22 protein-coding genes and 1 tRNA gene are annotated in these 25235 nt (G+C 64.2%); 6 read left to right on the top strand and 17 right to left on the bottom strand.

Features of this window, described 5'->3' with window-relative positions:
- Positions 1–346 precede the first annotated feature (346 nt).
- From BGO64_RS11575 to BGO64_RS11555, 5 genes are all read right to left on the bottom strand, one after another.
- On the bottom strand, positions 347–1639 hold the full coding sequence (locus BGO64_RS11575) for an NAD(P)/FAD-dependent oxidoreductase (protein WP_041212859.1): 1293 nt from the start codon (positions 1637–1639) through the stop codon (positions 347–349).
- A 74-nt stretch (positions 1640–1713) separates the two neighbouring features.
- Positions 1714–2253 carry an alpha/beta hydrolase YcfP gene (gene ycfP, locus BGO64_RS11570; RefSeq protein ID WP_005331594.1) on the bottom strand — a complete coding sequence of 180 codons (540 nt, stop codon included), beginning with the start codon at positions 2251–2253 and terminating at the stop codon, positions 1714–1716.
- 184 nt (positions 2254–2437) lie between these two features.
- Entirely contained in the window at positions 2438–4246 is a 1809-nt protein-coding gene (locus BGO64_RS11565; protein ID WP_286700696.1) for a M3 family oligoendopeptidase, read from the bottom strand.
- A gap of 78 nt (positions 4247–4324) precedes the next feature.
- Complete coding sequence (locus tag BGO64_RS11560; protein WP_286700695.1) at positions 4325–6115, bottom strand: M3 family oligoendopeptidase; 1791 nt, start codon at positions 6113–6115, stop codon at positions 4325–4327.
- Between the two features lie 169 nt (positions 6116–6284).
- Positions 6285–7196, bottom strand: a complete 912-nt coding sequence (locus BGO64_RS11555) for a DUF808 domain-containing protein (protein ID WP_286700694.1) — start codon at positions 7194–7196, stop codon at positions 6285–6287.
- A gap of 206 nt (positions 7197–7402) precedes the next feature.
- Between BGO64_RS11555 and BGO64_RS11550 the strand changes: the two genes are divergently transcribed.
- Positions 7403–8005: a DUF924 family protein gene (locus BGO64_RS11550; RefSeq protein ID WP_286700693.1), complete on the top strand. Its 603-nt coding sequence runs from the start codon at positions 7403–7405 to the stop codon at positions 8003–8005.
- Between the two features lie 54 nt (positions 8006–8059).
- Here the strand turns inward: BGO64_RS11550 and BGO64_RS11545 are convergent, their stop codons facing one another.
- The 10 genes from BGO64_RS11545 to hinT form a co-directional block, all read right to left on the bottom strand.
- Complete coding sequence (locus tag BGO64_RS11545) at positions 8060–9679, bottom strand: methyl-accepting chemotaxis protein (RefSeq protein ID WP_263308551.1); 1620 nt, start codon at positions 9677–9679, stop codon at positions 8060–8062.
- A gap of 250 nt (positions 9680–9929) precedes the next feature.
- On the bottom strand, positions 9930–10844 hold the full coding sequence (gene secF, locus BGO64_RS11540) for a protein translocase subunit SecF (protein WP_029314368.1): 915 nt from the start codon (positions 10842–10844) through the stop codon (positions 9930–9932).
- A gap of 109 nt (positions 10845–10953) precedes the next feature.
- Positions 10954–12756: a protein translocase subunit SecD gene (gene secD, locus BGO64_RS11535; protein ID WP_029314367.1), complete on the bottom strand. Its 1803-nt coding sequence runs from the start codon at positions 12754–12756 to the stop codon at positions 10954–10956.
- 148 nt (positions 12757–12904) lie between these two features.
- The gene (locus tag BGO64_RS11530; RefSeq protein ID WP_045525161.1) at positions 12905–13372 is read right to left on the bottom strand and encodes a hypothetical protein; all 468 of its coding nucleotides are present in this window, start codon (positions 13370–13372) and stop codon (positions 12905–12907) included.
- Positions 13373–13478: 106 nt separating this feature from the next.
- The gene (locus BGO64_RS11525; protein ID WP_042017226.1) at positions 13479–14339 is read right to left on the bottom strand and encodes a DUF6279 family lipoprotein; all 861 of its coding nucleotides are present in this window, start codon (positions 14337–14339) and stop codon (positions 13479–13481) included.
- 51 nt (positions 14340–14390) lie between these two features.
- On the bottom strand, positions 14391–15254 hold the full coding sequence (locus BGO64_RS11520; protein ID WP_201887678.1) for a phosphotransferase: 864 nt from the start codon (positions 15252–15254) through the stop codon (positions 14391–14393).
- Complete coding sequence (lpoB, locus tag BGO64_RS11515; RefSeq protein ID WP_010674346.1) at positions 15244–15840, bottom strand: penicillin-binding protein activator LpoB; 597 nt, start codon at positions 15838–15840, stop codon at positions 15244–15246. The genes BGO64_RS11520 and lpoB overlap by 11 nt, the downstream gene beginning before the upstream one ends.
- Positions 15840–16238: a YcfL family putative periplasmic lipoprotein gene (locus BGO64_RS11510; RefSeq protein WP_010674345.1), complete on the bottom strand. Its 399-nt coding sequence runs from the start codon at positions 16236–16238 to the stop codon at positions 15840–15842. The genes lpoB and BGO64_RS11510 overlap by 1 nt, the downstream gene beginning before the upstream one ends.
- 68 nt (positions 16239–16306) lie before the next feature.
- Positions 16307–17728 (bottom strand): COG3014 family protein, encoded by a 1422-nt coding sequence (locus BGO64_RS11505; protein WP_286700692.1) that lies wholly within the window; start codon positions 17726–17728, stop codon positions 16307–16309.
- The gene (gene hinT / locus BGO64_RS11500) at positions 17728–18078 is read right to left on the bottom strand and encodes a purine nucleoside phosphoramidase (RefSeq protein WP_010674343.1); all 351 of its coding nucleotides are present in this window, start codon (positions 18076–18078) and stop codon (positions 17728–17730) included. The genes BGO64_RS11505 and hinT overlap by 1 nt, the downstream gene beginning before the upstream one ends.
- Before the next feature lie 256 nt (positions 18079–18334).
- On the opposite strand from hinT, the gene BGO64_RS11495 reads away from it, so the two are divergent.
- Positions 18335–20347, top strand: a complete 2013-nt coding sequence (locus BGO64_RS11495; protein WP_041215416.1) for a methyl-accepting chemotaxis protein — start codon at positions 18335–18337, stop codon at positions 20345–20347.
- 71 nt (positions 20348–20418) lie between these two features.
- Here BGO64_RS11495 and BGO64_RS11490 read toward each other — a convergent pair whose 3' ends face one another.
- A complete protein-coding gene (locus BGO64_RS11490; RefSeq protein ID WP_286700691.1) occupies positions 20419–21303 on the bottom strand; it encodes a 6-carboxytetrahydropterin synthase in 885 nt (294 codons plus the stop codon).
- 79 nt (positions 21304–21382) lie between these two features.
- Here BGO64_RS11490 and BGO64_RS11485 point away from each other — a divergent pair, with 79 nt between their 5' ends.
- Positions 21383–22726 carry a dihydroorotase gene (locus BGO64_RS11485; RefSeq protein ID WP_286700690.1) on the top strand — a complete coding sequence of 448 codons (1344 nt, stop codon included), beginning with the start codon at positions 21383–21385 and terminating at the stop codon, positions 22724–22726.
- On the opposite strand, the gene BGO64_RS11480 is transcribed toward BGO64_RS11485, so the two are convergent.
- Entirely contained in the window at positions 22716–23030 is a 315-nt protein-coding gene (locus tag BGO64_RS11480) for a hypothetical protein (protein WP_201887680.1), read from the bottom strand. The two genes, BGO64_RS11485 and BGO64_RS11480, sit on opposite strands and share 11 nt — an antisense overlap.
- A gap of 33 nt (positions 23031–23063) precedes the next feature.
- Between BGO64_RS11480 and BGO64_RS11475 the strand changes: the two genes are divergently transcribed.
- The 3 genes from BGO64_RS11475 (at position 23064) to BGO64_RS11465 (ending at position 25200) form a co-directional block, all read left to right on the top strand.
- A tRNA-Pro gene (locus tag BGO64_RS11475) sits at positions 23064–23140 on the top strand.
- Positions 23141–23260: 120 nt separating this feature from the next.
- Positions 23261–23737 (top strand): CC0125/CC1285 family lipoprotein, encoded by a 477-nt coding sequence (locus BGO64_RS11470; RefSeq protein ID WP_223955526.1) that lies wholly within the window; start codon positions 23261–23263, stop codon positions 23735–23737.
- A 203-nt stretch (positions 23738–23940) separates the two neighbouring features.
- A complete protein-coding gene (locus BGO64_RS11465; protein ID WP_045525467.1) occupies positions 23941–25200 on the top strand; it encodes a dicarboxylate/amino acid:cation symporter in 1260 nt (419 codons plus the stop codon).
- The last annotated feature ends 35 nt before the right edge of the window (positions 25201–25235 follow it).

Raw genomic sequence — 25235 nt, 5'->3', positions numbered from 1 at the left:
GCACCGTTGCCGTCATGGTAGCAAGGCGTTTGCCAAAGCATAAGCCCGGCGTGGCCAGGGGCTTCAAGCACAGCGCCCGCCAGGTTCATCAAGGTGCCATCCATACGGCCTGTGTCGTGCCACTTTCCCCCGCAAAGCGACCTTGGGCACCGGTGCTGGGGAGAGGGCTTCCGGGCCACGATGAAAGCGGGGCCTTGATGATGCAGACACGACTGCAGTTGCCTAGGCCCTCTGCGTCTTCGCCCTCAACTACGGCAGACGTTTCTAGCGTCGCCCCGCATCGGCCATAAAAAAAGGAGAGGCAAGCCTCTCCTTTTTGATGTTCGCAGCGGCAGCCGCCATGCACTCAGTGCAGCTTCATGCTCGGGCGCAGCACCCGGTTGATGCGGCCCACCAGCATGATGAGGCCGGTCTTGATGTAGCCGTGCAGGGCCACCTGGTGCATCCGGTAGAGGGAGATGTAGACGATGCGGGCGATGTAGCCCTCCACCATCATGGAGCCGCGCATCAGGTTGCCCATCAGGCTGCCCACGGTGGAGAAGCGGCTCAAGGAGACCAGGGAGCCGTGATCGTGATAGCGGTAGGGCTTCATCTCGCCGCCATTCATCTTGGCCAGGATGTTCTTGAACGCCTGGGTCGCCATCTGGTGGGCGGACTGGGCGCGGGGCGGCACGAACTTGCCGTCCGGCTGCGGGCAGGCGGCGCAGTCGCCGATGACGAAGATGTTCTCGTCCCGGGTAGTCTGCAGGGTCTCGTGGACCACCAGCTGGTTGATGCGGTTGGTTTCCAGGCCCGCGATCTCCTTCATGAAGTCCGGCGCCTTGATGCCCGCGGCCCACACCATAAGGTCTGCTTCAATCAGCTCCCCATCCTTGGTGTGCAGGCCCTCGGCGGTGGCCTCGGTGATCATGGTGGCGGTGCGCACGTCCACGCCCAGCTTCACCAGCTCCTGATGGGCGGAGCCGCTGATGCGCTCCGGCAGGGCCGGCAGGATGCGGGGGCCCGCTTCCACCAGGGTCACCTTGAGGCTGTCGGTGGTGAGGTTCTTGAAGCCGTAGGCGTAGAGCTGCTCCACCGCGTTGTAGAGCTCGGCGGAGAGCTCGACGCCGGTGGCGCCGCCGCCGACGATGGCGATCTTCACCTTGTCACCGGGCTGGTATTCGGTGGCGAACTGCAGGAAGCGGTTCATCATGCTGTTGTAGAAGCGGTGCGCCTGAGAGGGGCTGTCCAGGAAGATGCAGTGATCCTTGATGCCCTTGGTGTTGAAGTCGTTGGAGACCGAGCCGATGGCCATCACCAGAATGTCGTAAGCCACTTCCCGCTCGTTGACCACCAGAGCGCCGCTCTCGTCGTGGATGGGGGCCAGCACGATGCGTTTCTCGTCGCGCTTGATGTCGGTCAGGCTGCCGAGCTGGAATTCGAAGCCGTGGTTCTTGGCGTGGGACTGGTAGCTCAGGGCATCGATGCCCGCATCCATGGAGCCGGTGGCCACTTCGTGCAGCAGGGGCTTCCACAGGTGGGTGCGATTGCGATCCACCAGGGTGATCCTGGCCTTGTTCTTCTTGCCCAGCTTGCGGCCCAGGCTGGTCGCAAGCTCGAGACCACCGGCGCCACCGCCTACAACGACAATATTCATCATGATGATTTTCCTTGGTTCCTCAAAACGAAAGGGAGCCATTGGCTCCCTAAAACGAAATCGGTTGACGTGATGGCTCAGGCTTCTTTGAAGGCCTTCATCCGTTGCAGATGGTGCGAGATGTTCTTGAACTTATGGGTCTCGCGCTCATCCCATACGATGTCGTAATAGTTCTTCAATTCACGTTCAGTGTCCCGATTATCGCGGATTTCATCCTGAACGGAAAGGATGCACAGGCAGTTTCCTGAATTTTTATTACGAAATTCGGTTACACACTTGGTGCCGATGTCCTCGTACTCCTCCGGCCTGTCGATCTTGCCCTGCATGTTCTCTTCCGGGTGCAGATTGGGGTTGAAGACCACCTGCTTGATGCCGCACAGAAACCCGATCCGCTCGCTCCAGTAGCCACCCAGGCCCACGCCGCAGATGAGGGGTTTGGGATCGGTGCTCATGTCGAGCTGCTTCTTCACTTCCTTGAGCAGGTGGCTCATGTCGTGGCGGGGGTGAACCGTGCTGTAGTGCACGAAACGCACATCATCATCGATAAACTGCAACTGCAGCACTTTTTCATGATTGCCGGGGCTGGTGGCATCAAAGCCATGCAGATAGATGATCATGGACAAGACCTCAAAAACTGTGTCGGTTCTATCGAAACTACCCCAGCGACAGGGCCTTGCGCCACCAAAACATCCCACTTTCTTGCTTTGGATCACGCCCCTTCGGGCCACCAAACCGCGCGCCGGGGCCGCTGTGGCAGCGCCATGCCCCGGCGGGACATGGCGCAAACCGGGTCTGGCGAGGTTAACTGCCGCACTGGGCGAAGCGCGCCACCGCCGCTTCCACCAGGGCCAGGCTCCCCTGCCAGAAGGCGGGTTTTCGAATGTCCTGCCCCAAATGCCGTTCGACCAGTTCTTCGGCGCTCATGCGACCTGTGTCTCGCAGCAGAGCGCGGTAGGCCTTCGCCACCCCCGCCTCCCCTGCGGCCTGGCGGCTCATCAGCTGCTGATAGACCCCGAGGCTGAACAGATAGCCAAAGAGGTAGGGGTAGTTGTAAAAACCGAAGCCCGCGATGGAGAAGTGCGCCTTGGCGGCCCAGAACAGGGGGTGATAGCGGTCAAGGCTCTGCTCGTACCAGCGCCCCCAGGCCTCGTCGGTGAGCCCCTTGAGCCGGGCCGACGACACATAGCCCTGCTCGCGCTCGGCCACCAGGGCCCGCTCGAAGTCGAAGCGGGCCGGGATGTTGACCAGGAAGGTGGCGGCGCCATCGGCATCCGCCCAGGCAATGGCCAGACGCTCCTCGGCGCTTCGGGCCTGCTCGTAGAGGGCGCTGCGCACCAGGGTCTCGGCGAAGATGGAGGCGGTTTCCGCCAGGGTCATAGGGTAGCTGCGCTGGCTCATGGGCAAGTCGCGGATGAGCCAGTTGTGCCAGGCGTGACCGAGCTCGTGGGCCAGCGTGATGACGTTGTCCATGGTGCCCGCATAGGTGATGAAGACCCGCGGCTCCACCGGCTCGGCAAACTTGGTGCAATAGGCCCCGGTGCGCCGGTTGGGGGTGGGGGCGGCATCAATCCAGCCGCGCTCGGCCATCATGCGGGCAAAGTCCCCCATCTCGGGGTCAAAGCGCGCGAAGGCCAGGGCGATGATGTCGACCGCTTCCTCGAAGGGGATCTCCCGGCGGCTGGCGGCAGGGGGCGGCGCAAAGAGATCCTCCGGCCCCAGCACCTCGAGGCCGAGGTGACCGGCCATCAGCCCCAGGGCCCGCTGGCCCAGATGGCGGGCCTGCCAGGTCTCCGCCATCAGGGTATCCAGGGTCGCCCGCTCGATGTGGCTCTGGTGGCAGGAGAGATCCAGGGCATCGAGGCGCCGGTGTTTGCCGCGCTGGCGCGAGAGCTCCAGGCGCCAGCCGTTGAGGGCGTTGAGGATGGCTGCCACCGTCTCCTGCTCCCCCTCCCAGCCGGCGCTGATGGCATCGAAGGCCTCTTTGCGCAGGGCACGATCCGGGCTGGAGAGCAGGTTGCTCGCCTCCGCCAACCCCATCTCGCGACCCGCGATCACCAGCCTTATCTTGCCCACCAGATCGTTGTAGAGGTTGCCCCAGGCGTGCAGGCCGTCGGTGCCAAGGCCGATGACCAGCTGCTCCGCCTCCACCGGCAGCCGCTGATCCTGCAGGCGACGCTCGTGGCGCAGCCGGTACCCCTCCTCCCCGAGCAGGGGGTCGGCCATCAGTTGCTCAAACTCGGGCGCAGGCAACCCCAGCATCAGATCTTCGATGGGGGCAAGCGTCTTGAACAGGTCCGCATTGAGGGCACGGGCCCGGGAGGCAACCTGCTTGGCGAGGGGATCCCGGGCGTCCTGGCTCCCCTTGCAGGCGGCCAGCACGGCGATGTTCCAGCCGATGTCGCGAATGCGCCGGGCCCGCAGGCGTACCTCCCTGAGGAAGTCCTGCAAGGCGCCTGGGGTGCGAGGCACCTGGGCCAGTCCCTCGATAAAACCGCTCAGCTCGGCCAGGCTCGCGCGGGCCAGGCTCATGTCCGCCTCGAGGACACAGCTGTCGAGGGAGGGGTAAATGTGATCATTTTGCCACTGCTGTGGATAGACTCGTTGTTGCATCGAACGCTCATCGTCAGGGACGGGCCTGGCCCGTCGTGAAATCCAGGTGGCCAGAGCCACCACCTTCGCGGGCAGGCTTCACACCAGCCGCTCGAGGCGCACCACCGCCTCTTCCACATAGCGCAGGCTCTCCTGCCAGAACCCGGGTTCGCGGATGTCGACCCCCAGGTGCTTCTCCACCAGCGCCTCGGCGCTCATGCGGCCGGTATCTCGCAGCAGGGCGCGATAGGCGGGCACAAACTCGCCCCCGGCCCGCGCATGCTGGGCATAGAGCCCCAGGCTGAAGAGATAGCCAAACAGATAGGGGTAGTTGTAAAACCCGGACTCGGCGATGGAGAAGTGACCCTTGCTGGCCCAGAACAGCTCGTCATACTGGCTGAGGGCGTCACCATAGCACTGCTGCTGCGCCGATTTCATCATCTCCCGCATCTGGCTCGCCCCCACGTAACCCGCCTCCCGCGCCGTCACCAGGGCGCGCTCGAAGGCAAAGCGGGCGGGGATGTCGAGGAGCAGGCTCGCGGCCCGCTCCCCGTCCAGCCAGGCGATGGCCCGGCGCTGCTCCACCTTGTCGGTGGCGGCCAGCAGGGCATCGCGCACCAGGATCTCGGCAAAGAGGGAGGCGGTCTCCGCCAGCGTCTTGGGGTAGCCCCGCTGTTCGAAGGGAAGATCCCGCAGCAACCAGCTGTGCCAGGCGTGACCGAGCTCATGGGCCAGGGTGATGACGTTGTCCATGGTCCCCTCGAAGGTGAGGAAGACCCTTGGCTCGGGTGGATCGGCATACTCGGTGCAATAGGCGCCACTTCGCCTGTGCTCGCTCGGGGCGGCATCGATCCACCCCTTGTCGGCCATCATGCGGACAAACGCCCCCATCTCGGGATCGAAGGCGGCAAAGGCCTCCATCACCAGATTCAGCGCCTGCTCGAAGCCGAACTTGCCGTGTACGGCCTGGGGCGCCGGGGCAAAGAGATCCCAGGGGGCGAAGTCGGTGATCTGCTGGGCACAGGCCATGGCACGCAAGGCGCGGCGCCCGAGCTCCCTGTGCTCCTCGGCAGCCGCCATCAGGGTCTCCAGGGTCGCGCCCGTGATGTGCTCCTGATGGCAGGTGACCTCGAGGGCATCCAGCCTGCGCCCCTTGCCGCGCTGGCGGCCGAGCTCGTTGCGCCAGCCGTTGATGGCGTTGAGAATGGCGGCCACCGTCTCCTGCTCCGCCTCCCAGGCGTCCTGGATGGCGTGCCAGGCGCTGGCGCGCCGCGCCCTGTCCGGGTGGGCGAGCAGGTTGTCCGCCTGGGCAAGCCCCATGGGCATCCCCTCCACCACCGGCAGCAGCCGCCCCACCAGGTTGTCGTAGAGATCCCCCCACCCCTGCAGGCCGTCCACCGCCAACCCCTCGATGAGCTGCTCGCTCTCGAGCGAAAGCCACTGATCCTGCAGCGCTCTGTCGTGATGGATCTGGTAGGCCAGCTCGAAGAGCTCGGGGTCTTGCAGCAGGGTGCGCACCAGTGACTCGGGGGCACGAACCCAGAACAGGTCCACCGGCTTGCTGCGCTGGGCCAGGGTCGCCTCCAGCTGCTGGCCCCGGGAGAGCAGTACCCGGGCCTCCTCGTCGCGCCCGTTCTGGCTCAGCCGGTTGTAACCATAGACCTGGCTGTTCCAGGCCAGGGTCTTCACCCCGCTGACCTCGCGGCGGATGGCCCGCAGCAGGTGGCGCAGGGCATTGGCATCCGCAACGGGATGGGCGGGATCCGGCAGGTCCGCCAGGAGGGCGTCAAGCCGGGTGAGGGCGCGGGCAGCCTCCTGGAAGGCGGCCTCGATGGCAGGATCGTCGGGGGCGGCATAGATGTGATCATCTCGCCAAACGGGTGGTTTCATGGTTGTCCTTGTCTGTTTGCGTCCATATCGGGTCACCCCGCCTCTGCGGGCGGGTGAAACCGGATAGTACGAAGGGGGCCAGGCACTTGCCTAGCCCCCATTCGAGGCAACCAGCAGAAGAGCGGCCCCGGGTGCGACGGCCCCTGTCGGCCCTCCCCCGACAAGCGACCTATTTGGCGGGCTGAAGCTTGCTCACCAGGGTCATGGCCACCACCAGCACCAGCCCTGCCACCACGCCTGCCAGAGCGCTCAGCAGGGTGGGCGTCACCACGGCCAGTACCCCGCCGACCCCGGGCAGGGCGGCCACCGTGCCCGCCGTCCCTTCGATGAGGTGATGGAGGAAGGGCCAGCCATGGACCAGAATGCCGCCACCGACCATGAACATGGCGATGGTGCCCACCAGGGCAAGCAGGTGCATCAGACGGGGCGCCGTCACCAGCAGCCCCTGCCCCACCGCCCGGCGCACGGCGCCCCCATCGGGCTTTTGCAGCAGGTGCAGACCGATGTCGTCGAGCTTGACGATGAGCCCCACCAGGCCATAGACCCCGACGGTCATCAGCAGGGCGATGCCCGCCACCACGGCGATCTGCAGGCCCAGGCTCGACCCCTGCACGGTACCGAGGGCGATCACGATGATCTCCGCCGAGAGGATGAAATCGGTGCGAATGGCCCCCTTCACCTTCTGGCGCTCATAGGCCGCCAGATCCTCGGGCACCGGCGCCCCCTGATGCGCCTCTTCCTCGTGGGGCAGGAACTTGTGGACCAGCTTCTCCGCCCCCTCGAAACAGAGGTAGGCTCCCCCCAGCATCAGGAGCGGGGTGATGAGCCAGGGGATGAGGGCGCTGATGGCGATGGCGGCAGGCACCAGGATGAGCTTGTTGCGAAACGACCCCTTGGCCACCGCCCACACCACCGGCAGCTCACGCTCGGCCCGCACCCCGGAGACCTGCTCTGCATTGAGGGCGAGATCGTCCCCCAGCACCCCGGCCGTCTTCTTCGCCGCCACCTTGGTCATCAGGGCGACATCATCCAGCACGCTGGCAATATCATCGAGCAGGGTCAACAAACTGGCTCCGGCCATATCTGGCATTCCTTCTATTGAGTGGGACACATCCGGGCTGCCCCGGTCAGGGTGATGAGGGGGTCAGGGGAGCACGGGCCCATCCGGGGATCACCCTTTGGGGCAAAAGATGGCACAGTGTAACGGGAAGCCGCCACGGCGGCAGCCCCCCATGGCAGATCCCCTGCTCCGTTTTCACCTCACGGCCACCGGCCCAAGGAGTTCCCATGCAACCCTGGCAACCTCTGCTCGACTTCTGGTTTGGCGATGACGCAGACGACGCCCCCCGTGCCGCCCGTCAGGCCCCCCTCTGGTGGGGCAAGAGCAGCGAGACCGATGCCCTGCTGGCCTCACGCTTCGGCGAACTGGCGGCCCGTGCCGCAGCGGGCGAGCTCGCCCGCTGGGAGGACGATCCCGCAGGGCGCCTGGCCCTCATCCTGCTGCTGGACCAGCTGCCGCGAAACCTTCACCGCCACACCCCCGCCGCCTTCGCCCAGGACGACAAGGCCAGGGCACTGTGCCTCAAGGGGCTCACCCTCGGGGTCGACAAGGGGCTCTCGCCGCTGGCCCGGGTCTTCTTCTATCTGCCCCTCGAGCACGCGGAGTCCAGAGAGCAGCAGGCCAGAAGCGTCGCCCTGTTCGAGGCGCTGGCCGACGAGCAGGTCACAGGCCCGGCCCGGGACACCTTCGAAGGCTTTGCCGACTTTGCCCGGCGCCACCAGGTGATCGTCGATCGCTTTGGCCGCTTCCCCCACCGCAACGCCATCCTGGGCAGGGCGAGCACGGAGGAAGAGGCCGCCTTCCTGCAACAGCCCGGTTCGGGGTTCTGACATAAAAAAATCCCCGCCATGGGCATGGCGGGGAGAGAACAACCGATCCGCGCATCACTGGATGCGATAGCGGGAGATCTGCTGGTGGATATTCTCCGTGGTCACGTTCAGCTCCTCTGCGGCGGCGGAGGTCTCCTCCGCCGTGCTGCTGGTCTGCTGCACCACCTGGGCTATCTGCTCGACCTGGAGGGCGATGGATTCCGCCGCCGAGGTCTGCTCGCGGATGGCCAGGGTGATCTCGCCGACCTGATCCATGACGCGATGGGAGGCCTGGCGGATCTGGGTGATGATGGCACCGCTTTCCGTCGCCATGGCCACCCCTTGCGCCACCTTCTCCTCCACCAGGACCATTCTGGCCACCGTGGCCTCGGACCCTTGCTGGATAGCCTCCACCGTCCTTGAGATCTCCTGGGTCGACTGGGCCGTCCGCTCCGCCAGCTTGCGCACCTCGTCGGCGACCACCGCAAAGCCGCGTCCCTGCTCACCGGCCCGTGCCGCCTCGATGGCGGCGTTGAGCGCCAGCAGGTTGGTCTGCCCCGCCACATCGTTGATGACGTTCACCACCCCACCGATGCGGGAGATCCCCTCCCCCAGCGCCGTCACATCGCGGGAGGCCTGACGAATGGCGTCGGCGATGTCGTTGATGGCGAGCACAGTGCGCTCTATGGTGGCCCCACCGTCACTGGCGAGCTTGCCGGATTCATTGGTGATGCGGCTGGTCTCCTGGGTGCGCTGGGAGATGTCCGTGATGCTCACGCTCATCTCCTCCACCCCGGCGGCGATAAGGCTGGTGGCGTCATTGGCCTGACTCGCCGACTCCGCCATGTGCTGGGCCGCCTGGGAGAGGGACTCTGCCGTGCTCTTGATCTGCAGGCTGCCCACCGAAAACTCGGTGAAGGTCTGCTGCAAGGTGTCCAGCAGGCGGTTGACCGCCGTCAGCGTCTGGCCGATCTCGTCCTGCTGGCTCACATTGGCCCGCAGGGTGAAGTTCAGGTCGCGCTGGATCTCGGACAGGGTCGCCATGGCCAGACGGAGGGGATTGGCGACCTGCCTGAACAGCCAGAGAAAGAGCACCAGCGTGAGGGCGCCCGTGCCCACCGAGATGAACAACAGTGCCTGCATGCTGCTATCGGCATTCTGCTCGCCTCGCAGCTTGACGGCGTCACCTTGCTGGATGTTGAAGTGGACGTGCTTGTCGATGGCCTGGGAAAGCTGCTCAAACAAGGGGGCAAGCTCCTTGTCGATCGCCTCTCTGGCCTCCACATTCTTGTTCTCGCGGGACAGGCGCAGGACGTCTTCGGAGGCTTTGTCGTACTGGGCAACCAGGCGCCGATCATCGGCGACGAGCTGCCTGTCCTCCTCATTGGAGATCATCCCGCTTTCATACTGGCTCAGCAGGGCGTCCATCTTGGTGTGAAGGGATGCAATGCTCTGCTCTATCTGACTCATCTTGCCGTCGTCGGTGTTGAGCACGTGCGCCTGGATAAATGAATGCAGGGCGTAGAAGTCTGTTTGTATCTCCTTGATCGTGGAAATGCTGGGGACTGTGTTGTCTGTTACATAGCTGAGATCCGCATTGGCGGAGGAGAGTCTGCTGATACTGAACCAGCTGAGACACCCCAGGGCCAGCATGACCAGCAGGGCAATGAGTTGAAGCCGACGAGCGATATTCATGAGTGCTTACTCCATCCATAGACTCCCTGCCAGTGTAGCCGAAGCGGGCCCCGAAAATAGCGCCTAAAACATGCATTTCATTACACTTTTCAACTTCTGCTCGGCCGCATCACACCCGCCGCCCCAGCCCGGCCTTCGGGACCGCCGCGCCCCCTCTGGCAGAATGGAAAAAGGAAGGCATTCGCCTTCCTTTTTTGCCCGGGGCGGCCGCACTGGCCGCCCATGTGCCCCGTGACGGGGCGTTCGGCGGTCACGCCGCCTCGGCCAGCTCCTCCTCTTTTTTCTGGTAGGCCTGGGGGGAGAGCCCCAGCAGCTCCTGCACGGTGGAGGCCACCGTGATGGAGGAGAGCGTCCCCACCAGGATGCCGGCGAACAGGGTGAAGGAGAAGCCGTAGAGGGCGTCGCCGCCGAACAGGAGCAGGGCCCCCACGGTAAAGAGGGTGGTGCCCGAGGTGATCATGGTGCGGCTGAAGGTGGCCTTGATGGCCACGTCCGAGCACTCGTGGATCCCCATGCGGGTACGCGACCCCAGCAAGTCCCGCAACCGGTCCGAAATGACGATGCTGTCGTTGAGGGAGTAGCCTATCACCGCCATCAGGCCCGCGATGACGTTGAGGTCGAACTCGATGTCAAAGAGCGCGAGCAGCCCGATGGCAACCAGACCGTCGTGCAGCACCGACACCAGGATGCCGATGGCCTGGCGCCACTCGAAGCGCACCGCCAGGTAGGCGGAGATGGCGAGCGAGGCCACCAGCACCGCCAGCATCCCCTGCTGGAACAGCTCCGCGCCCACCTGGGGCCCGACGATGGTGGTGCGCAAGAGCTCCACCGGCAGGGCGAGTTGCTGCCCCAGCATGGTCGCCAGATCCTCCGCCGCCCAGGGCAGCGCGTGGGGGGGCAGCTTGATGAGCCACTCGCCGGGCACACCGGCGCCGTGCAGCTCCACCACCCCCGCCAGGGGCGCCGTCAGCAGAGCGTTGAGCTCATGGGCCTCCTTCAGGGTCTGGATGCGAAACTCCAGCAGGATCCCGCCGGTGAAATCGAGCCCGAGGGCGAGCCCTTTTGTCGCAAGGACGGCCACGCAGGCCAGGGTCAGCAGCACGGAGGCCCACAGCCCGATATAGCGCCAGCGGGTCAGCCCCATGGCCAGGATCATTCTCAGCATTGTTCTTCCCTCGACGTCAGGTGGTTCAGACTTCCCGGCAGGAAGTAGTCGGTGCGCAGGTCATGCAGACTCACGGGCGCGGCGTCATGGTGATGAAGTCGGTTCATGGTCAAACCCTCAGCAGCTTGGCGCGGCTGTTGCCCCACAGGGGGTTGATGATGGCGCGGGTGCCCCAGATGCCGGTCACCATGCTGGAGATGAGCCCCAGGATCAGGGTGATGGAGAAGCCTTGCAGCGGCCCGGAGCCGATGGCATAGAGCACCACGGCGCAGATGAGGGTGGTGATGTTGGCATCGAAGATGGTGCGAAACGCCGAGCGGTAACCAAAGTCGATGGCGTTGGCAAGGCTCCCCCCCTCCCGCAGCCGATCCTTGATCCGCTCAAAAATCAGCACATGGGTATCCACCGCCATGCCGACGGTGAGCACCAGACCGGCGATCCCCGGCAGGGTCAGCACGGCCCCCGGCAATACCGCCAGCATGCCCACCTGCATCAGCAGGTTGGCGACCAGCGCCGTGATGGCGACCCAGCCGAACTTGCGATACCAGGCCATCATGAACAGCATCATGCCCGCCATGCCGAACGCCAGGGCGGTGAAGCCCGCCTCGATGTTCTGCAGACCCAGGGTCGGGCCTATGCTGCGCTCTTCCAGGATCTTCAGCGGCGCGGTGAGGGCCCCGGCCCGCAGCAGCATGGCGAGCTCCTGGGCTTCTGGCAGGCTGCCAATCCCGGTGATGCGGAACTGGTTGCCAAGGGCGGTCTGGATGGTGGCGACGTTGATCACCTCGCTTCGGGCGCGCAGCTTGCCTTCGGCGTTGGTCTTGTACTCGGTGAAGACGGTGGCCATGGGCTTGCCCACGTGCTGGCGGCTGAACTGGTTCATCTTGCTCCCCCCCAGGGTGTCGAGCACGATGTTGACCTGGGGCTGCCCCATCTCCCCCATGTTGGCGCGGGCATCGACGATGTGCTCGCCGCTCAGCACCGGCTGGCGGGCCAGCCCCACCGCCTGGCCGCTGCGATCCGCCATGAAGAAGCGGCTGTCGGCCTTGGCTTCATAGAAGGCCAGGGACGCGGTGGCGCCGATCACCTCTTTCGCCTGCTTGGGGTTGTGCACCCCCGGCAGCTCGATGCGGATGCCGTCCTGCCCCTGACGCACCACCGAGGCCTCGACGATGCCGAGCTCGTTGATCCGCTTTTTCAGGATCGACAGGTTCTGGGTCACGGCGTTGTTCACCAGCAGGGTGCGCTCGGCATCGCTCAGCACCAGGGTCAGTGCGTTGCCGGAACGGCTCAGTGTCCACTGATCCTGGCGGGTACCGGCACTCTCCTTGATGATGGAGAGCCAGGCCTCCTGCCCCGCCACGTCGGGCAGGGTGACGGCCACGCTCCCCTGGGCGGTGCGCATCACGCTGGCACCGCGCAGGTTGGCCTCGCGAAAACGGGTGCGCAGGGTATCCACCAGGTTCTTGGTCTGGTTGTCGATGACGAAATCCACATCCACCCCGATCAGCAGCTGGGAGCCACCGCGCAGGTCCAGCCCGAGCTTGATGGGATCGGCGCCAAGCCGGCTGATCCAGGCCGGGGCGTTGGAGTAGAACTCCAGGGTCAGGGCGGCGCTGTCCAGCCCCTGCTGCTCCAGCAACTGCTTGGCCAGTTGCTGCTCCCCCTGGCTGGCGAACACCAGCGCCATCCGGCCACCCTGGGCGATCTGCTTGAGGGGGTCGATGTGGTTCTCGGCCAGCAGGGTGCGCTGCGCGTCGCTCAGGCGCGACTGGCCGTGCAGACCGAGGGAGGGCTGCTCACCGAAGAAGGTAGGCAGGGAATAGAACGCGAACGTGACCAGCATCAGCAGCAACAGGGCGTACTGCCACAGGCTCATGCGGTTCAACACGGTATGACTCTTTTTTCTCATGAAATCGGCCTCTGTCAGGCGATGGCAAGGGGCGACACCGGGGTCGCACCGTGCAAAAAAATGAAACAAGACAGCCTAGCCGTTCACTAAAAGTGAACAGCAACAGAGAGAAGATGAGGCAACAGGTGGCAAGCTGACCCCATCGGGGTCAGGCGAGGAAGCTCTGGGCGAAGCGGTACTGCAGATGCCGGCGCTGCAGGCGGCGCCTGTGAATGCCGGCGAAGTGATCGCGAAAGCTCGTCCCCGGGTAGAAGAGGGCGGCATAGAACAGCAGGCCGCACAGCAGCAGCAGGATCGCCTGCTGGGACCAGCTCATCACCAGCTCGTAGACCACGCTGCCGGGCTGATGATCCCGGCTCAGGGAGTGCTCGAGGCGCAGCAGGTGATTCTGGTGGGAGCCGACGAACTTGACGATGCCATCGTCACTGCCGCTGACGCCGTGGGCCGCCGGGCTTGCGTCGGCAGGTGCCGCCCCCTCCGCCAGCGAGTGGGCCTGCTGGGCCGAGGGCTGGAACGCGGGTACCCTGACCCCCTCCACCGAGAGGGTAGAGAACAACAGTGCGAGGGTGATGAGCAGGGTCATCGCCGCCAGTTTCACGTTGTCGGTCAGGTTCAAAAGTTAATTCCCACACAATAGAAAGGGCAAGCTACCACAGCCTGCCCCACAAGAACAAGGGCGGCAGGCCCGGGGCCCGCCGCCCTTGTGTTGTCTCACCGCACCCTCAGCGGCTGCGGGTCATGCCCTCGAAGTCCTCGGCATAGTCCTTGAGCAGGGTGTAGAGGTGGGCCCGCTGGGAGAGATCCATGGAGTGGCTGAGATCGCTCAGCCACTGGATGGTGCGCTGGCGGGACTGGTCCGTGTAGCCGGTGAAGCGGCCATCCATCAGGCCGTCCCCCTGCTGGAGCAAGCGGGTCAGCTCCTGGCCGAAATCCGGGCTCTGGCGCTGTTTCATCAGCCGATCCAGCTCCTTGGTCCAGGCCTCCTGAAAGTCGAGCCAGGGGGCCATCATCTCGTATTGCCACTCGGCCCACTGCGTGATGAGAGGCTCCTGGGCCGGCTTCACCTTGCCAATCCAGAACACCAGGCGCTCATTCATCTTCTCCCGAAAGCCCTTGATCATCTCGGCCTTCGACTGGGTGGCAAAATCGTGCTGGCGCTCCTGCTGGCGCTTCACCCGATCGGCCATGAAGCGAGCCACCTGATCGTCGGTCAGGGTCTTGGCGAGGCGCACCGTGCGGGGAATGGCGTTCTCCAGGGTACGGGTCAGGCTCGCCTGGGTTCTGTCCAGATGCAGGGTCACCTGGGCCGGGCTCATGGGGCTGGCCACCGCCTTGGCCAGGGCGTCGAGATCCCGGGCATAGATGGGCAGCTCATGCTGCCGGTGCCAGGCCATCAGCCCCTTCACCTCCTGGTCCAGCAGCTTCTTCTGGCTGCGATCCAGGGAGAAGTAGTCGTCCAGTTGCCAGACGATGGCCGAGTCGAGCCAGTAGTAGATCACCCGGGTGGCGCAACCCGTCAGCAGCAGGCAGAGCAGCAGCAGGCTCCAGCTACGCGGTTGACGCCATGAGAATGTGGTCACCATGCATGCCTCCCATTCATTGAATACACGCGTCGCGCGGGCCGTTGCCGGGCATCACTCCAGGCGCTGGCGGTTGATGTCGATCAGGGCCTGATACTCGGGCCCGGGTTGCTGTTCGGCCATCAGCAGCGCCCACAGCAAGCCGATGTAATCGACCCAGGGCAGGAAGGCGTCGGCCTGGAATCCCCGGTGCCCCAGCCCCGTCGCTGCCCCGTCCATGGCTTCAAGATAGCAGCTCTCCAACTGGCACCGCTGCTCTTCGCTCCAGCCGTGGGTGCGCTGAATGCTGGCGACCTCGAACCCTGGATGGCCGGCGGCGCCGTACTCCCAGTCGATGACCCAGGGCCGCGACCCCAACAAGTTAGCCGGATTGAGATCGTGATGGCAAGGGAGCCAGCAGTCGTCCGGCTCCCGGCTCGCGAGCAGGGCCCGCTCCAGCGCGGGCAGCCAGGGAGGGATATGGGCCAGACGCTGCCGATAACCGCCGCTGTGGGCCCGCACCGCCATCACCACGGTCGGCACCGGCAGGCGGTGCAGCCGCACCAGCACATCCGCCATCAGGCGGGGTTGCGCGGCGAGAGGCGGCGCCTGCTCGGCCCAGTTGGGTTCGTCGCACCACGCCAGCAGCATCAGGCCGGTGGCGGGATCGCCGTGATGACAGGGCAACGCCAGCCCCTGCCCCACCGCCCCCTGGTAGAGCTGCCACTCGGTGGCCCGGTCGATGCCAAGGCGCACCGGATCCGGATGACCGCGGCGCAGGAAGGCCTGCTCGCCAGTGGGGAGGCTGAGCCGATAGTTGCCGTTGGTCAGGCCCTGGCCCAGCGGCTCAAGGCGCCCCTGATCCCAGGGCGCCGGCAGACTGGCGAGGAGTGCCAGCTCCGCCAGATCCCCCTGCCCCCGCGGGTCCTCACCAGCCAAAGGTGGACTTCTTGGCCTGTTTGCGGATCTCTTTCTGATCGGCCCACAGCAGTTCGCCGTTCTCCACATCCATCAGGTTCATGGTCATCTGGTAGTAGACGTCCTTCACCTTGCCGTTGTCCTTGACGATGCTGGCGAGGTTGCCATAGACCATGTAGCGGGCACCGGTCTGCTTGCCGAGCCGCACCATGGTGGCGGGATCCACCATGCCGCTGCCCTGCTGGTATTCGAGCTGCTGCTTGACCGCCGCCACCTTGCTCATGTCCACGAAGCGGAACTTGCCCGAGCGCAGCAGCTTGGTGCGGATAGTGTCGGTGATGGCCTCGGTGTCGATGTGCTCCGAGGTCTTGTTGCGGATGGAGTCCATGAACATCACCGGGCGGCCCCCGGCGGTGATCTCGCTGGTGGCCGGGGACGCCAGCATGGAATCCGCCATCTTGTCGGCGATGGCCTGCAAGTCGGAGGAGCCGTAATCGACGGTCACCGTCTCGGTCTCGGTGGGATCGCCATAGCTGACGGTGGTGCTGGAGCAGCCGCCCAGCAGCAGGGCGCCGGTCAGGATCAGCAGGGCATGATTCATTTTCATCAGTAGGATTCCTCCATCACTTCGCGAACGTAAATCCGGTAACCCCGTGCAGCCGGGCTCGGCGCCAGGGCGGACAGGGTACGGGTCTGGTAGCCATGCAACTTGAGGGGGGTCCAGCCGCGGCCATCGCTGGCCACCTCCTGCCCCGCGTCGTCATACCAGTAGAAGAGATATTGCAGCGTGTTGTCACCACGCTGGGTGCTGGCCGCCGCCACGTTGACCTGCAACAGGCCGTTCTGCTGGCGCCGGCTGAGCTCGGTCAGGGTGACGTTGACGTTTTGATGCTGCTCGGCCACCGCCGCCGCACCGGCCGCGCCATAGAGCGCCACGCCGGAAGTATTGGTGGCACAGCCCGTCAGCAGCAGAACCAGGCCCAGGGCCAACCCTTGTGCTTTCATCTTGTTCTCCTTGCCGGTGGCCGTCGGCCTGACCGGTCATTCATCTGAGTTGCCATATCCGGTTCCCCCTAGAGGGGCATCACCCGGGTCGTGAGCCCGCTCCCCAGGCGCTGTACCCACACCAGGGTGGTGCGCCCGGCGTGGACGCTGAGTGGCAGGGTGCGCATGGCGCTGCCCGCCCCCAGGGTCAGGGTGACGTTCCCGGCCGGGACCATCCCCTGCCAGCTCGAGGCCTTGGCGGGCAGCGTCAGCCAGCTGCGGGTATCCGCCCGCTCCGAGAGGGTGTTGAAGATCCCCACCAGGATGTTGCCCACATCCCCCCCCTCCTTGGCGGCAGTGCGCCGTACCTGCTCCTTGGCCACCAGCCGCAGGGCCTGCCGGGTCAGCATGCCGGGCAGCCGCTCCTGCAGATCCTTGGCCGCCAGCGCCTCCAGCCTCACCAGCTCGCTGGTCTGCGCCACCCCCTTGCCCACCGACAGGGTGAGCGGGGCGCCGTCGCTGGCCCGATTGTCGTAATAGGGCACCGCCACGGTAAAGGTACGAAAATCGCCGCTGGAGGTGGAGATGGGCAGCGGCAGGAAGAGCTCCCGGCGCGCCGGGATCAGGCCATCTTCAAACAGCACCACCAGCTGGCCCTGATCCTTGGCCAAGGGCGGCGCCTTGCGGCCCATCCGTTGCTCGGTCTCCTTGAGCTCCTCGGGAGAGCCGCGAAGCCGGGCCAGGCGCAGCAGGGCATCCTGCAGGCTCTGGTTGTCCGGCGCTATCTGGTAGCCGCGCTGGTAATCGACCCAGGCGTCGTTGAGATCCCCGGCCGCCTCGTAGAGCACGCCGGAGAAATAGAAGGTGTAGGCGTTCTGGAAACCGTTTTTCACCTGGCCTATCAGGCGATCGAGCTCGGGGGCGCCGCGCGACATCAGCTGGCGCATCTCCCCGGCTTCGTCCTCCCGATCCCCCTCCTGCGCGACCTTGCGCACCTCGTCGGCCCGCCGTTTAAGGGCCTGCTCCTGCACCTGGTTGGCACGGCGCACCTCTACCAGGGCGCCGTCGGCATCCCCCCGCTGCAAGTAGTTGAGCGCCAGATAGTGGTGCAGCATGGTGCGCTCGTAATCGGGCGCCTGGTAAGCCAGGGTCTGATCGTTGGTGAGCAGGCTGCCCGCCTGAGCCAGTCCCTGGCTCAGGCGGTACTCTGCCTGATTGTCTTCCCACGCAAGCCGGCTGTCGGCGGCGGCAAAGGCCTGCTTGCTGGGGCCGTCCTGACCCGCCAGCCAGGCGATGCGCCCCTTCTCCAGCTGGTCGAGCACGAAGGTGTCCTCCCCCGGGGTCGATTCGCGCACCTCGGGCAGGGCCTCGGCGGCATGGCCCAGCAGCAGCTGGTTGCGCAGGGGCACCATCTGATCCGAGTAGGAGACGAACATGTCTTTCCACTGGGAGGCACAGCCCCCCAGCAGCAGACCGGCCAACAGCAGGCCGGTCGACGTGACGAGGCGCATCACAGGCTCAGCAGGGGTCCCAGGGGCTCGCCACCGACCAGGTGCAGGTGGATGTGATAGACCTCCTGCCCGCCGTGGCGGTTGCAGTTCATGATGAGGCGGTAGCCGTCCTCGGCGATGCCCGCGTCGCTGGCGAGCTTGCGGGCCACGGTGAACATCCGGCCCAGCGCCAGCTCGTGATCCGGCTCCACGTCGTTGACGGTGGGGATGAGCACGTTGGGAATGATCAGGATATGGGTCTTGGCCTTGGGCTGGATGTCGCGAAACGCGGTCACCAGATCGTCTTGATAAAGGATGTCGGCGGGGATCTCCTTGCGGATGATTTTGCTGAAAATGGTTTCTTGCGCCATGGGTAACTCCTTTATAGGAAAAAGAAAATTCAATACAAAGCTCAAGCGGCTCCCAAACAGGCCGCCGCAACGCGCCAAGTGTGACACAAGCCGACATTTGGCACAGCCGTTGTCCCAATCGCTTCAGTTATTGTGAAGAATACCGATAGCGAGGAGACGTCCCGCGAACCACAACGGCATCCCCTTCGGGGCATGCAGGGTATCAAAGGGACGGGGTACTCAGGCAAGGGACTTTTGCACAGACAGCGGGACAATAATGAAACAAACAATGTCAGACCTCTCGATCTTACAGAGAGTCTATCTGGGCTTTGCCATCCTGGTCGCCGTCATGGTCGCCAGTGCGGTACTGACCTTTCGCGGCCAGAGCGAACTCAGCGGCGCCCTGGATCAGGTGACCCAGGAGTCCATGCCGCTGGTACTCGCCAGCAGCCAGACCCAGATAAGCCTGCTCAGCGCCAACAAATGGCTCACCGACGTGCTGACCGAGCAGGATCTCAAGCAACTGCCGGCGGAAGTGGCCGAGTTGCAACAGGCCAAGGGCCAGGTCGACAAGATGGTCGCCAGCCTCAAACAGCAGGTGGCGGTTCATCCCCAGTTGCAGGCGGACATGACTGCCCTCGTCAAGCTGGTGGATGACTACCTGCAACTGACCCAGACCCTGCCCGGCGAACACGAGGCCCTGCTCACCCGGCTGCACAAGGTCAATCAGGCCAAGGGCCAGTTCCAGGTCAGCCTGCCCCAGTTCAAGAAGAACCTGGGGGACATGATGGTCACCATCGACGACAGCTTCATCAAGATGCTCTCCGAGACCCTGACCACCAAGCTCTCCGCCATCGAGCTCTCCACCATGGATGCCCTCAACCAGAGCATCCCCGCCCCCATCGAGGCGGCGCTCAAGCGCAACAAGATGCAGATCGAGGGCTTCAACAGCACCATCAAGGATCTCCAGGGGGAGCTCAAGGACTTCGACAACAACATGGGCCACTACGTCCATGGCTTCGTGCGCGACACCACGGGCAATGACGGCGTGCTCTCCCAATACCTGGCCCTGATGAAGCAGCAGCAGGCCATGCGCGAGCAGAGCAAGCAGGCGAGCCAGCTCATCCTCAGCATCCAGAACAAGCTGGAAGGGATCACCGCCCAGAGCCAGCAGCTGATGAACGCCAGCATCCAGGCCTCCGATCGGGTGCAGACCCAGAGTACCCTGACCCAGGGGATCAGCATCGCCATCGCCATCTTCGTCGCCATCCTGGTGGCCTTCACCCTGGGCAAGGCCATCCGCCGCCCCCTGAAAGAGCTGCTGCGGGTGCTGACCGAGGTGACCCAGGGCGACATGACCCAGCGGGTCGGCTTCAAGAGCCAGAACGAATTCGGCCAGCTCGCCAGCCAGATCAACCTGCTGATCCACCAGATGGGGGATGTGCTCAAGCAGCTCTCCCAGGCTTCGACCCAGCTCAACAGCGCCGCCCACGACAACCGCCACACCACCGAATCGGTGCGGGCGGATCTGGAGAAACAGCGTCAGGAGACCGCCTCGGTCGCCGCCGCCATGACCCAGATGGAGGCCTCGGTGCGGGAGGTGGCCCAGGCCGCCAACCAGACCCTGGAGCGGGTGCAGGATGTGGAGAAAGCCTCCGAAATGGGGCGCAAGGTGATGGCAGGCAACATCACCACCACCCACCAGCTCGCGGGCAAGCTGCAGCAGACCGGCAAGGTGATTGGCGACGTGAGCGCCATGAGCGGCCAGATTGGCAACATCCTCGACGTCATCCGCGGCATCGCCGAGCAGACCAACCTGCTGGCCCTCAACGCCGCCATCGAGGCGGCCCGCGCCGGCGAGCAGGGACGCGGGTTTGCGGTGGTGGCCGACGAGGTGCGCAACCTGGCCGGGCGCACAGCCCAGTCCACCAGCGAAATCCAGACCATGATCGAGAACCTGCAGCAAGGCGTCGCCCGGGCGGTCAACGTGATGCAGGAGTGCTCCCGCGAGATGGACAGCTGCGTGGATCAGAGCTCCCAGGCCAACAACGCCATGGAAGAGGTGCAGGGCATCGTGGTGCTCATCAGCGACATGTCCAGCCAGATAGCCTCCGCCGCCGAGCAGCAGCAGGCCACCAGCGCCGACATCGCCACCAACCTCAACCGCATCTCCGACATCTCGGATCTCAACTATCAGGGCATAGAGCGGGTCGCCGAGACCAGCCAGCAGCTCGACTCCCTTGCCGAGCAGCAGGAGGGGCTGGTCCAGCGCTTCCGCCTCAGTGCCTGATGGCCACGACCCGATACGACAAGGCCCCGCATTGGCGGGGCCTTGTTTTTTTACTGTCATGCGGCGCGGGATCAGGCGTAGGCGATGGCGCCCTTGCCGACCCCTTCATAGGCGACAATCTTGACGAACTTGTCCCCTACCTGCTTCTTCACCTCTCGGGCGATGTAATGGGCCAGCAACTCGATGGTGGTGTCGGTGTCGATCATCTCCACCTCCGCCGCCGGCATGGCGAGCTGGAACAGCCCCTGGGGCGCCACGTACTTGAAGCCGATGTAGTGAGCGTCCCCTTCTTTCAGTGACGCCTCGGCCCGCTCGCTCAGGGCGAGTTCGCCAAGGGCCACCCTGTCCTCTTCGGTGCCCAGGTAGATGTCGGCCCAGCGCTCGGCCCAGTTGAACTCCAGCTCCTCGTCACGCTCTCCATCCACCAGGATCTCGACGGGAGAGCGGTGGCCGTGGGCGATGCGCTGGCAGTTGCCGTCGTGCTTCTTGAGGCCGTGGCTGTAGTGGTAGAAGGCGCCCTCGATGCGCTCCGAGCGCAACGTCAGGGAGAGATCCTTGATGTTGCCGGGCAGACGCTTGGCCAGTACCCCCAGCAGATAGCGGGTCACCGACTCCTTATCCACCTGGGGGGCGGGAATGAAGGCAAAGCCCTGGGTCGGGCAGCGCAGGTGGATGGCGCGACCCGGACGCAGCAGATCCACGGTGCTCTCGTCGTTCTCCAGCGCGTGGACATGGACCAGGGGACATTCCGTCGGCACCAGCAGCTTGTGATCCACCTCTTCATCGATGATCGACTTGATGAGCTTCTTCACCCGACCGAAGTCCAGCAACATGCTCATCTCGTTGAGCTCGCCACTCATCTCGATGTCCACCAGCCAGCTCTCGCCCACTATGCCGCGGCGCTCGCATAAATAGCTGGAATCGATCACAGTCAAATCTCTAACAAATAACTTCATTACTCAGGCCTTGCTACAGAGAAAGTGCAGTTTGCGATATTATGACCCCGGATTATCGGCAAAGGAACTGGAACCCCCCATGAACAAATTGCTTATCAAGAATGCCACCCTGGTCAACGAAGGCCGCATCTATGCCTCCGACGTCCTGATCGAGGGTGAGCGGATCGCCCGCGTCGCCCCGGACATCAGTGCCCCCGATGCCGTGGTGATCGATGCAACGGGCCGTCATCTCATCCCCGGGATGATCGATGATCAGGTCCACTTCCGGGAGCCCGGTCTGACCCACAAGGGAACCATCGCCAGTGAATCCCGGGCCGCCGTGGCCGGTGGCACCACCAGCTTCATGGAAATGCCCAACGTCAATCCCCAGACCACCACCATCGACGCCCTCGAAGCCAAATACCAGATCGCCGCCAACTCCGCCGCCGCCAACTACAGCTTCTACCTGGGTGCCACCAACGACAACCTGGAAGAGATCAAGAAACTCGATCCCAAGCAGTCCTGCGGCATCAAGATCTTCATGGGGGCCTCCACCGGCAACATGCTGGTGGACAACCAGGAGACCCTGGCAGCCATCTTCCGCGAAAGCCCGGTGATGATCGTCACCCACTGCGAGGACACCCCGTCCATCAAGGTGCTGGAAGACGAAGCCCGCGCCAAGTGGGGCGAAGACGTGCCCATGCGCGAGCACGGCCGCATCCGCAGCGCGGACGCCTGCTACAAATCCTCCAGCATGGCGGTCTCCCTGGCCAAGCAGTACGGCGCCAAGCTGCACGTGCTGCACCTGACCACGGCGAAAGAGCTCTCGCTCTTTACCGCCACCCCGGATCTGAAGGATCTCAAGGACAAGAACATCACCGCCGAAGTGTGCGTCCACCACCTCTTCTTCAACGAGGCGGACTACGACACCCTGGGCAGCCAGATCAAGTGCAACCCGGCGGTGAAGAGCGCTGCCGACCAGCACGCCCTGCTGGATGCGGTACGCAACGACGTACTCGACATCATCGCCACCGACCACGCCCCCCACACCTGGGAAGAGAAGCAGAACAGCTACTTCAAGGCGCCGTCCGGCGTGCCCCTGGTGCAGCACTCCCTGCAGGCGCTGCTGGAGCTCTACCACAACGGGGTCTTCAGCCTGGAAACCATCGTCAAGAAGACCTCCCACGCGGTGGCCGAACGCTTCCAGGTGCAGGATCGCGGCTACATCCGGGAAGGCTACTTCGCCGACCTGGTGCTGCTGGATCTCGGCAAGCCCTACGTGGTCACCGAAAGCAACCTGCTCTATCTGTGCGGCTGGTCCCCGTTCAACGGCTACCGCTTCCAGAGCACCATCGAGATGACCCTGGTCAACGGGCAAATAGCCTGGCAGAACGGTCAGGTCACCGACAAGGTATTGGGCAAGCGGCTCACCTTCAACCGCTGATCTGGATGATGACCGCTTCCAGCGCGCCCTGCTTGAGATGACCCTGGTCAACGGGCAGATTGCCTGGCAGAACGGCCAGGTCACCGACAAGGTATTGGGCAAGCGCTTGACCTTCAACCGCTGATCTCGGCTTGAGAGCATCACGCCAAACGGCCGCCTCCGGGCGGCCGTTTTTCCTGCAAGACAGCGGTGAAGTGCCGACAAAATGCACCACTGGTCGCACTTTGATCCAAAGTTGCTCGCAAAGCAGGCAAACGATCTCGAACCTGGATTTCCCCTGTTGACAGGGTCGGGGCATCTCCATAAACTCCCTCCCCGTCAGCCGAGCTGACTCCGTCGGTGTGTAGCGCAGCCAGGTAGCGCATCTGCATGGGGTGTAGAGGGTCGGAGGTTCGAATCCTCTCACACCGACCAAATTCCCCGAGAAAGGCCTTGTCAGACGACAAGGCCTTTTCTTTTATGGTCTTCCGCCGCGATTGTCTCTCCGATCCCTTTGTGCTGTAGTAAAACCCCCTTTGCCAAGCGGCCCGCATCATGTTGCCTTCCCTTCGTACTTTCTGCACCCTTGCCCTCAGCGCCCTGCTGGTCGGCCAGCTCGCGGGCTGCGCCACCGCCTATGACAGTGAAAAATCGTTCTGGAATGGCCAGACCGGTTTTTCACAGACCCAGCTTGGCCCGGCCCGCTGGCAACTGGAGTTTGTGGGCAACGATCTGGTGGACAGGGAAACGGCGCGCAAATACGTGCTCAAGCGGGCCGGTGAGGTGGCACTGGCAAAGGGATACCCCTGGATTCAGGTCGAGACGCTGACCCTGTCGCGGGATGCCGTCAGGGTCACCCCGACCCGCCCCCAATTCGGGTTCGACGAGTACGAGCCAGACACCTTCATGGACGACATGCAGGTGGAACATCGCACCTCGGCCCTGCTCGTCTTCACCCTGGAGGCCAGCCCCCGGGACGCGCAGAGCATGGAAGCTGTTTATCTCGCGAAAATTAAAATAAACAGCGATTAATACAAATAAATCACAAGATGCATATCAAATGCAGCTAACAACAGCACAAAACTCCGAAACAAGTCACTGGATTTCCCCTTCGCGATTAGGCATGCTCCAGCACACCGGCTGTCTGGATTCCACCGCCCGGATCACAAAAAAGGACTGAGGCGGCCCCTCGCCGCCTGCACAGGCATTGCACCTATCGAAACCGGAACTCCCCCATGAAAATGAACAAGTTGACCGTTGCCATCCTCATTGCGATGTTGCTTGGCATCGTGACCGGGCAGGGTTATCGCCTGCTCGCGCCCGCACAGGCCGCAGGCTTTGCCGATGACATCACCCTGCTGACCGACATCTTCCTGCGCCTCATCAAGATGATCATCGCCCCCCTGGTGTTCACCACGCTCGTGGTCGGTATCGCCAAGATGGGCGACACCCGCACCGTGGGCCGCATCGGCGTCAAGACCCTGGGCTGGTTCATGCTCGCCTCCCTGATGTCCCTGACCCTGGGGCTGGTCATGGTCCACCTGATGCAACCTGGGGTGGGGCTCTCCCTCTCCCTGCCCGATGACGGCACCAGCTCAGGCGTGGTTGCCACCGCCATCTCCCTCAAGGATTTCGTGACCCACGCCATCCCGAAAAGCGTGGTCGAGGCGATGGCCACCAACGAGATCCTGCAGATCGTGGTCTTCTCCCTCTTCTTCGGGCTGGCCGCCGCCGCCCTGGGGGACGACGCCAAGCCCGTGGTCAAGCTGATGGCCAGCGGCGCCGAGATCATGCTCAAGGTGACCGGCTACGTGATGAACTTCGCCCCGTTCGCGGTGTTTGGCGCCATCGCCGCCATGGTCGCCAAGGAGGGGCTCGGCATCCTCGCCACCTATGGCACCTTCATGGCCCAGTTCTATCTGGCGCTCGGCTGCCTCTGGCTGCTGCTCATCGCCATGGGCAGCCTCTTCATCCGCCGCCGCATCCTGACCCTGCTCGCCCTCATCCGCGAGCCCATCCTGCTGGCCTTCTCCACCGCCAGCTCCGAGGCCGCCTACCCCAAGACCCTGGACAGGCTGGAGAAATTTGGCTGTGACAAGCGCATCGCCAGCTTCGTGCTCCCCATGGGCTATTCCTTCAACCTGGACGGCTCCATGATGTACTGCACCTTCGCGGTGATGTTCATCGCCCAGGCCTATGGCATCGAGCTCTCCACGGCCCAGCAGATCACCATGCTGCTGCTGCTGATGGTTACTTCCAAGGGAATGGCCGGGGTGCCCCGCGCCTCCCTGGTGGTGATTGCCGCCACCCTCAACCAGTTCCACATCCCGGAAGCGGGCATCCTGCTGCTGCTCGGTATCGACCACTTCCTCGACATGGGGCGCTCCGCCACCAACGTGCTGGGCAACGCCATCGCCGCGAGCGTGGTAGCCAAGAGCGAAGACAGCCTGGGTGAGACCGCCCCCCTCGGCGAGGTGGACACCGCCAAGGCGTGATCCCCCCTGACCCCCATGACAACGGCCCGCCTCTG

It is taken from the genome of Aeromonas sp. 62-46 (assembly GCF_001898585.1).
Classification (GTDB): domain Bacteria; phylum Pseudomonadota; class Gammaproteobacteria; order Enterobacterales; family Aeromonadaceae; genus Aeromonas; species Aeromonas caviae.
The sequence above is the reverse complement of the archived record's forward strand: the minus strand, read 5'-3'. Positions and strand labels throughout refer to the sequence as shown.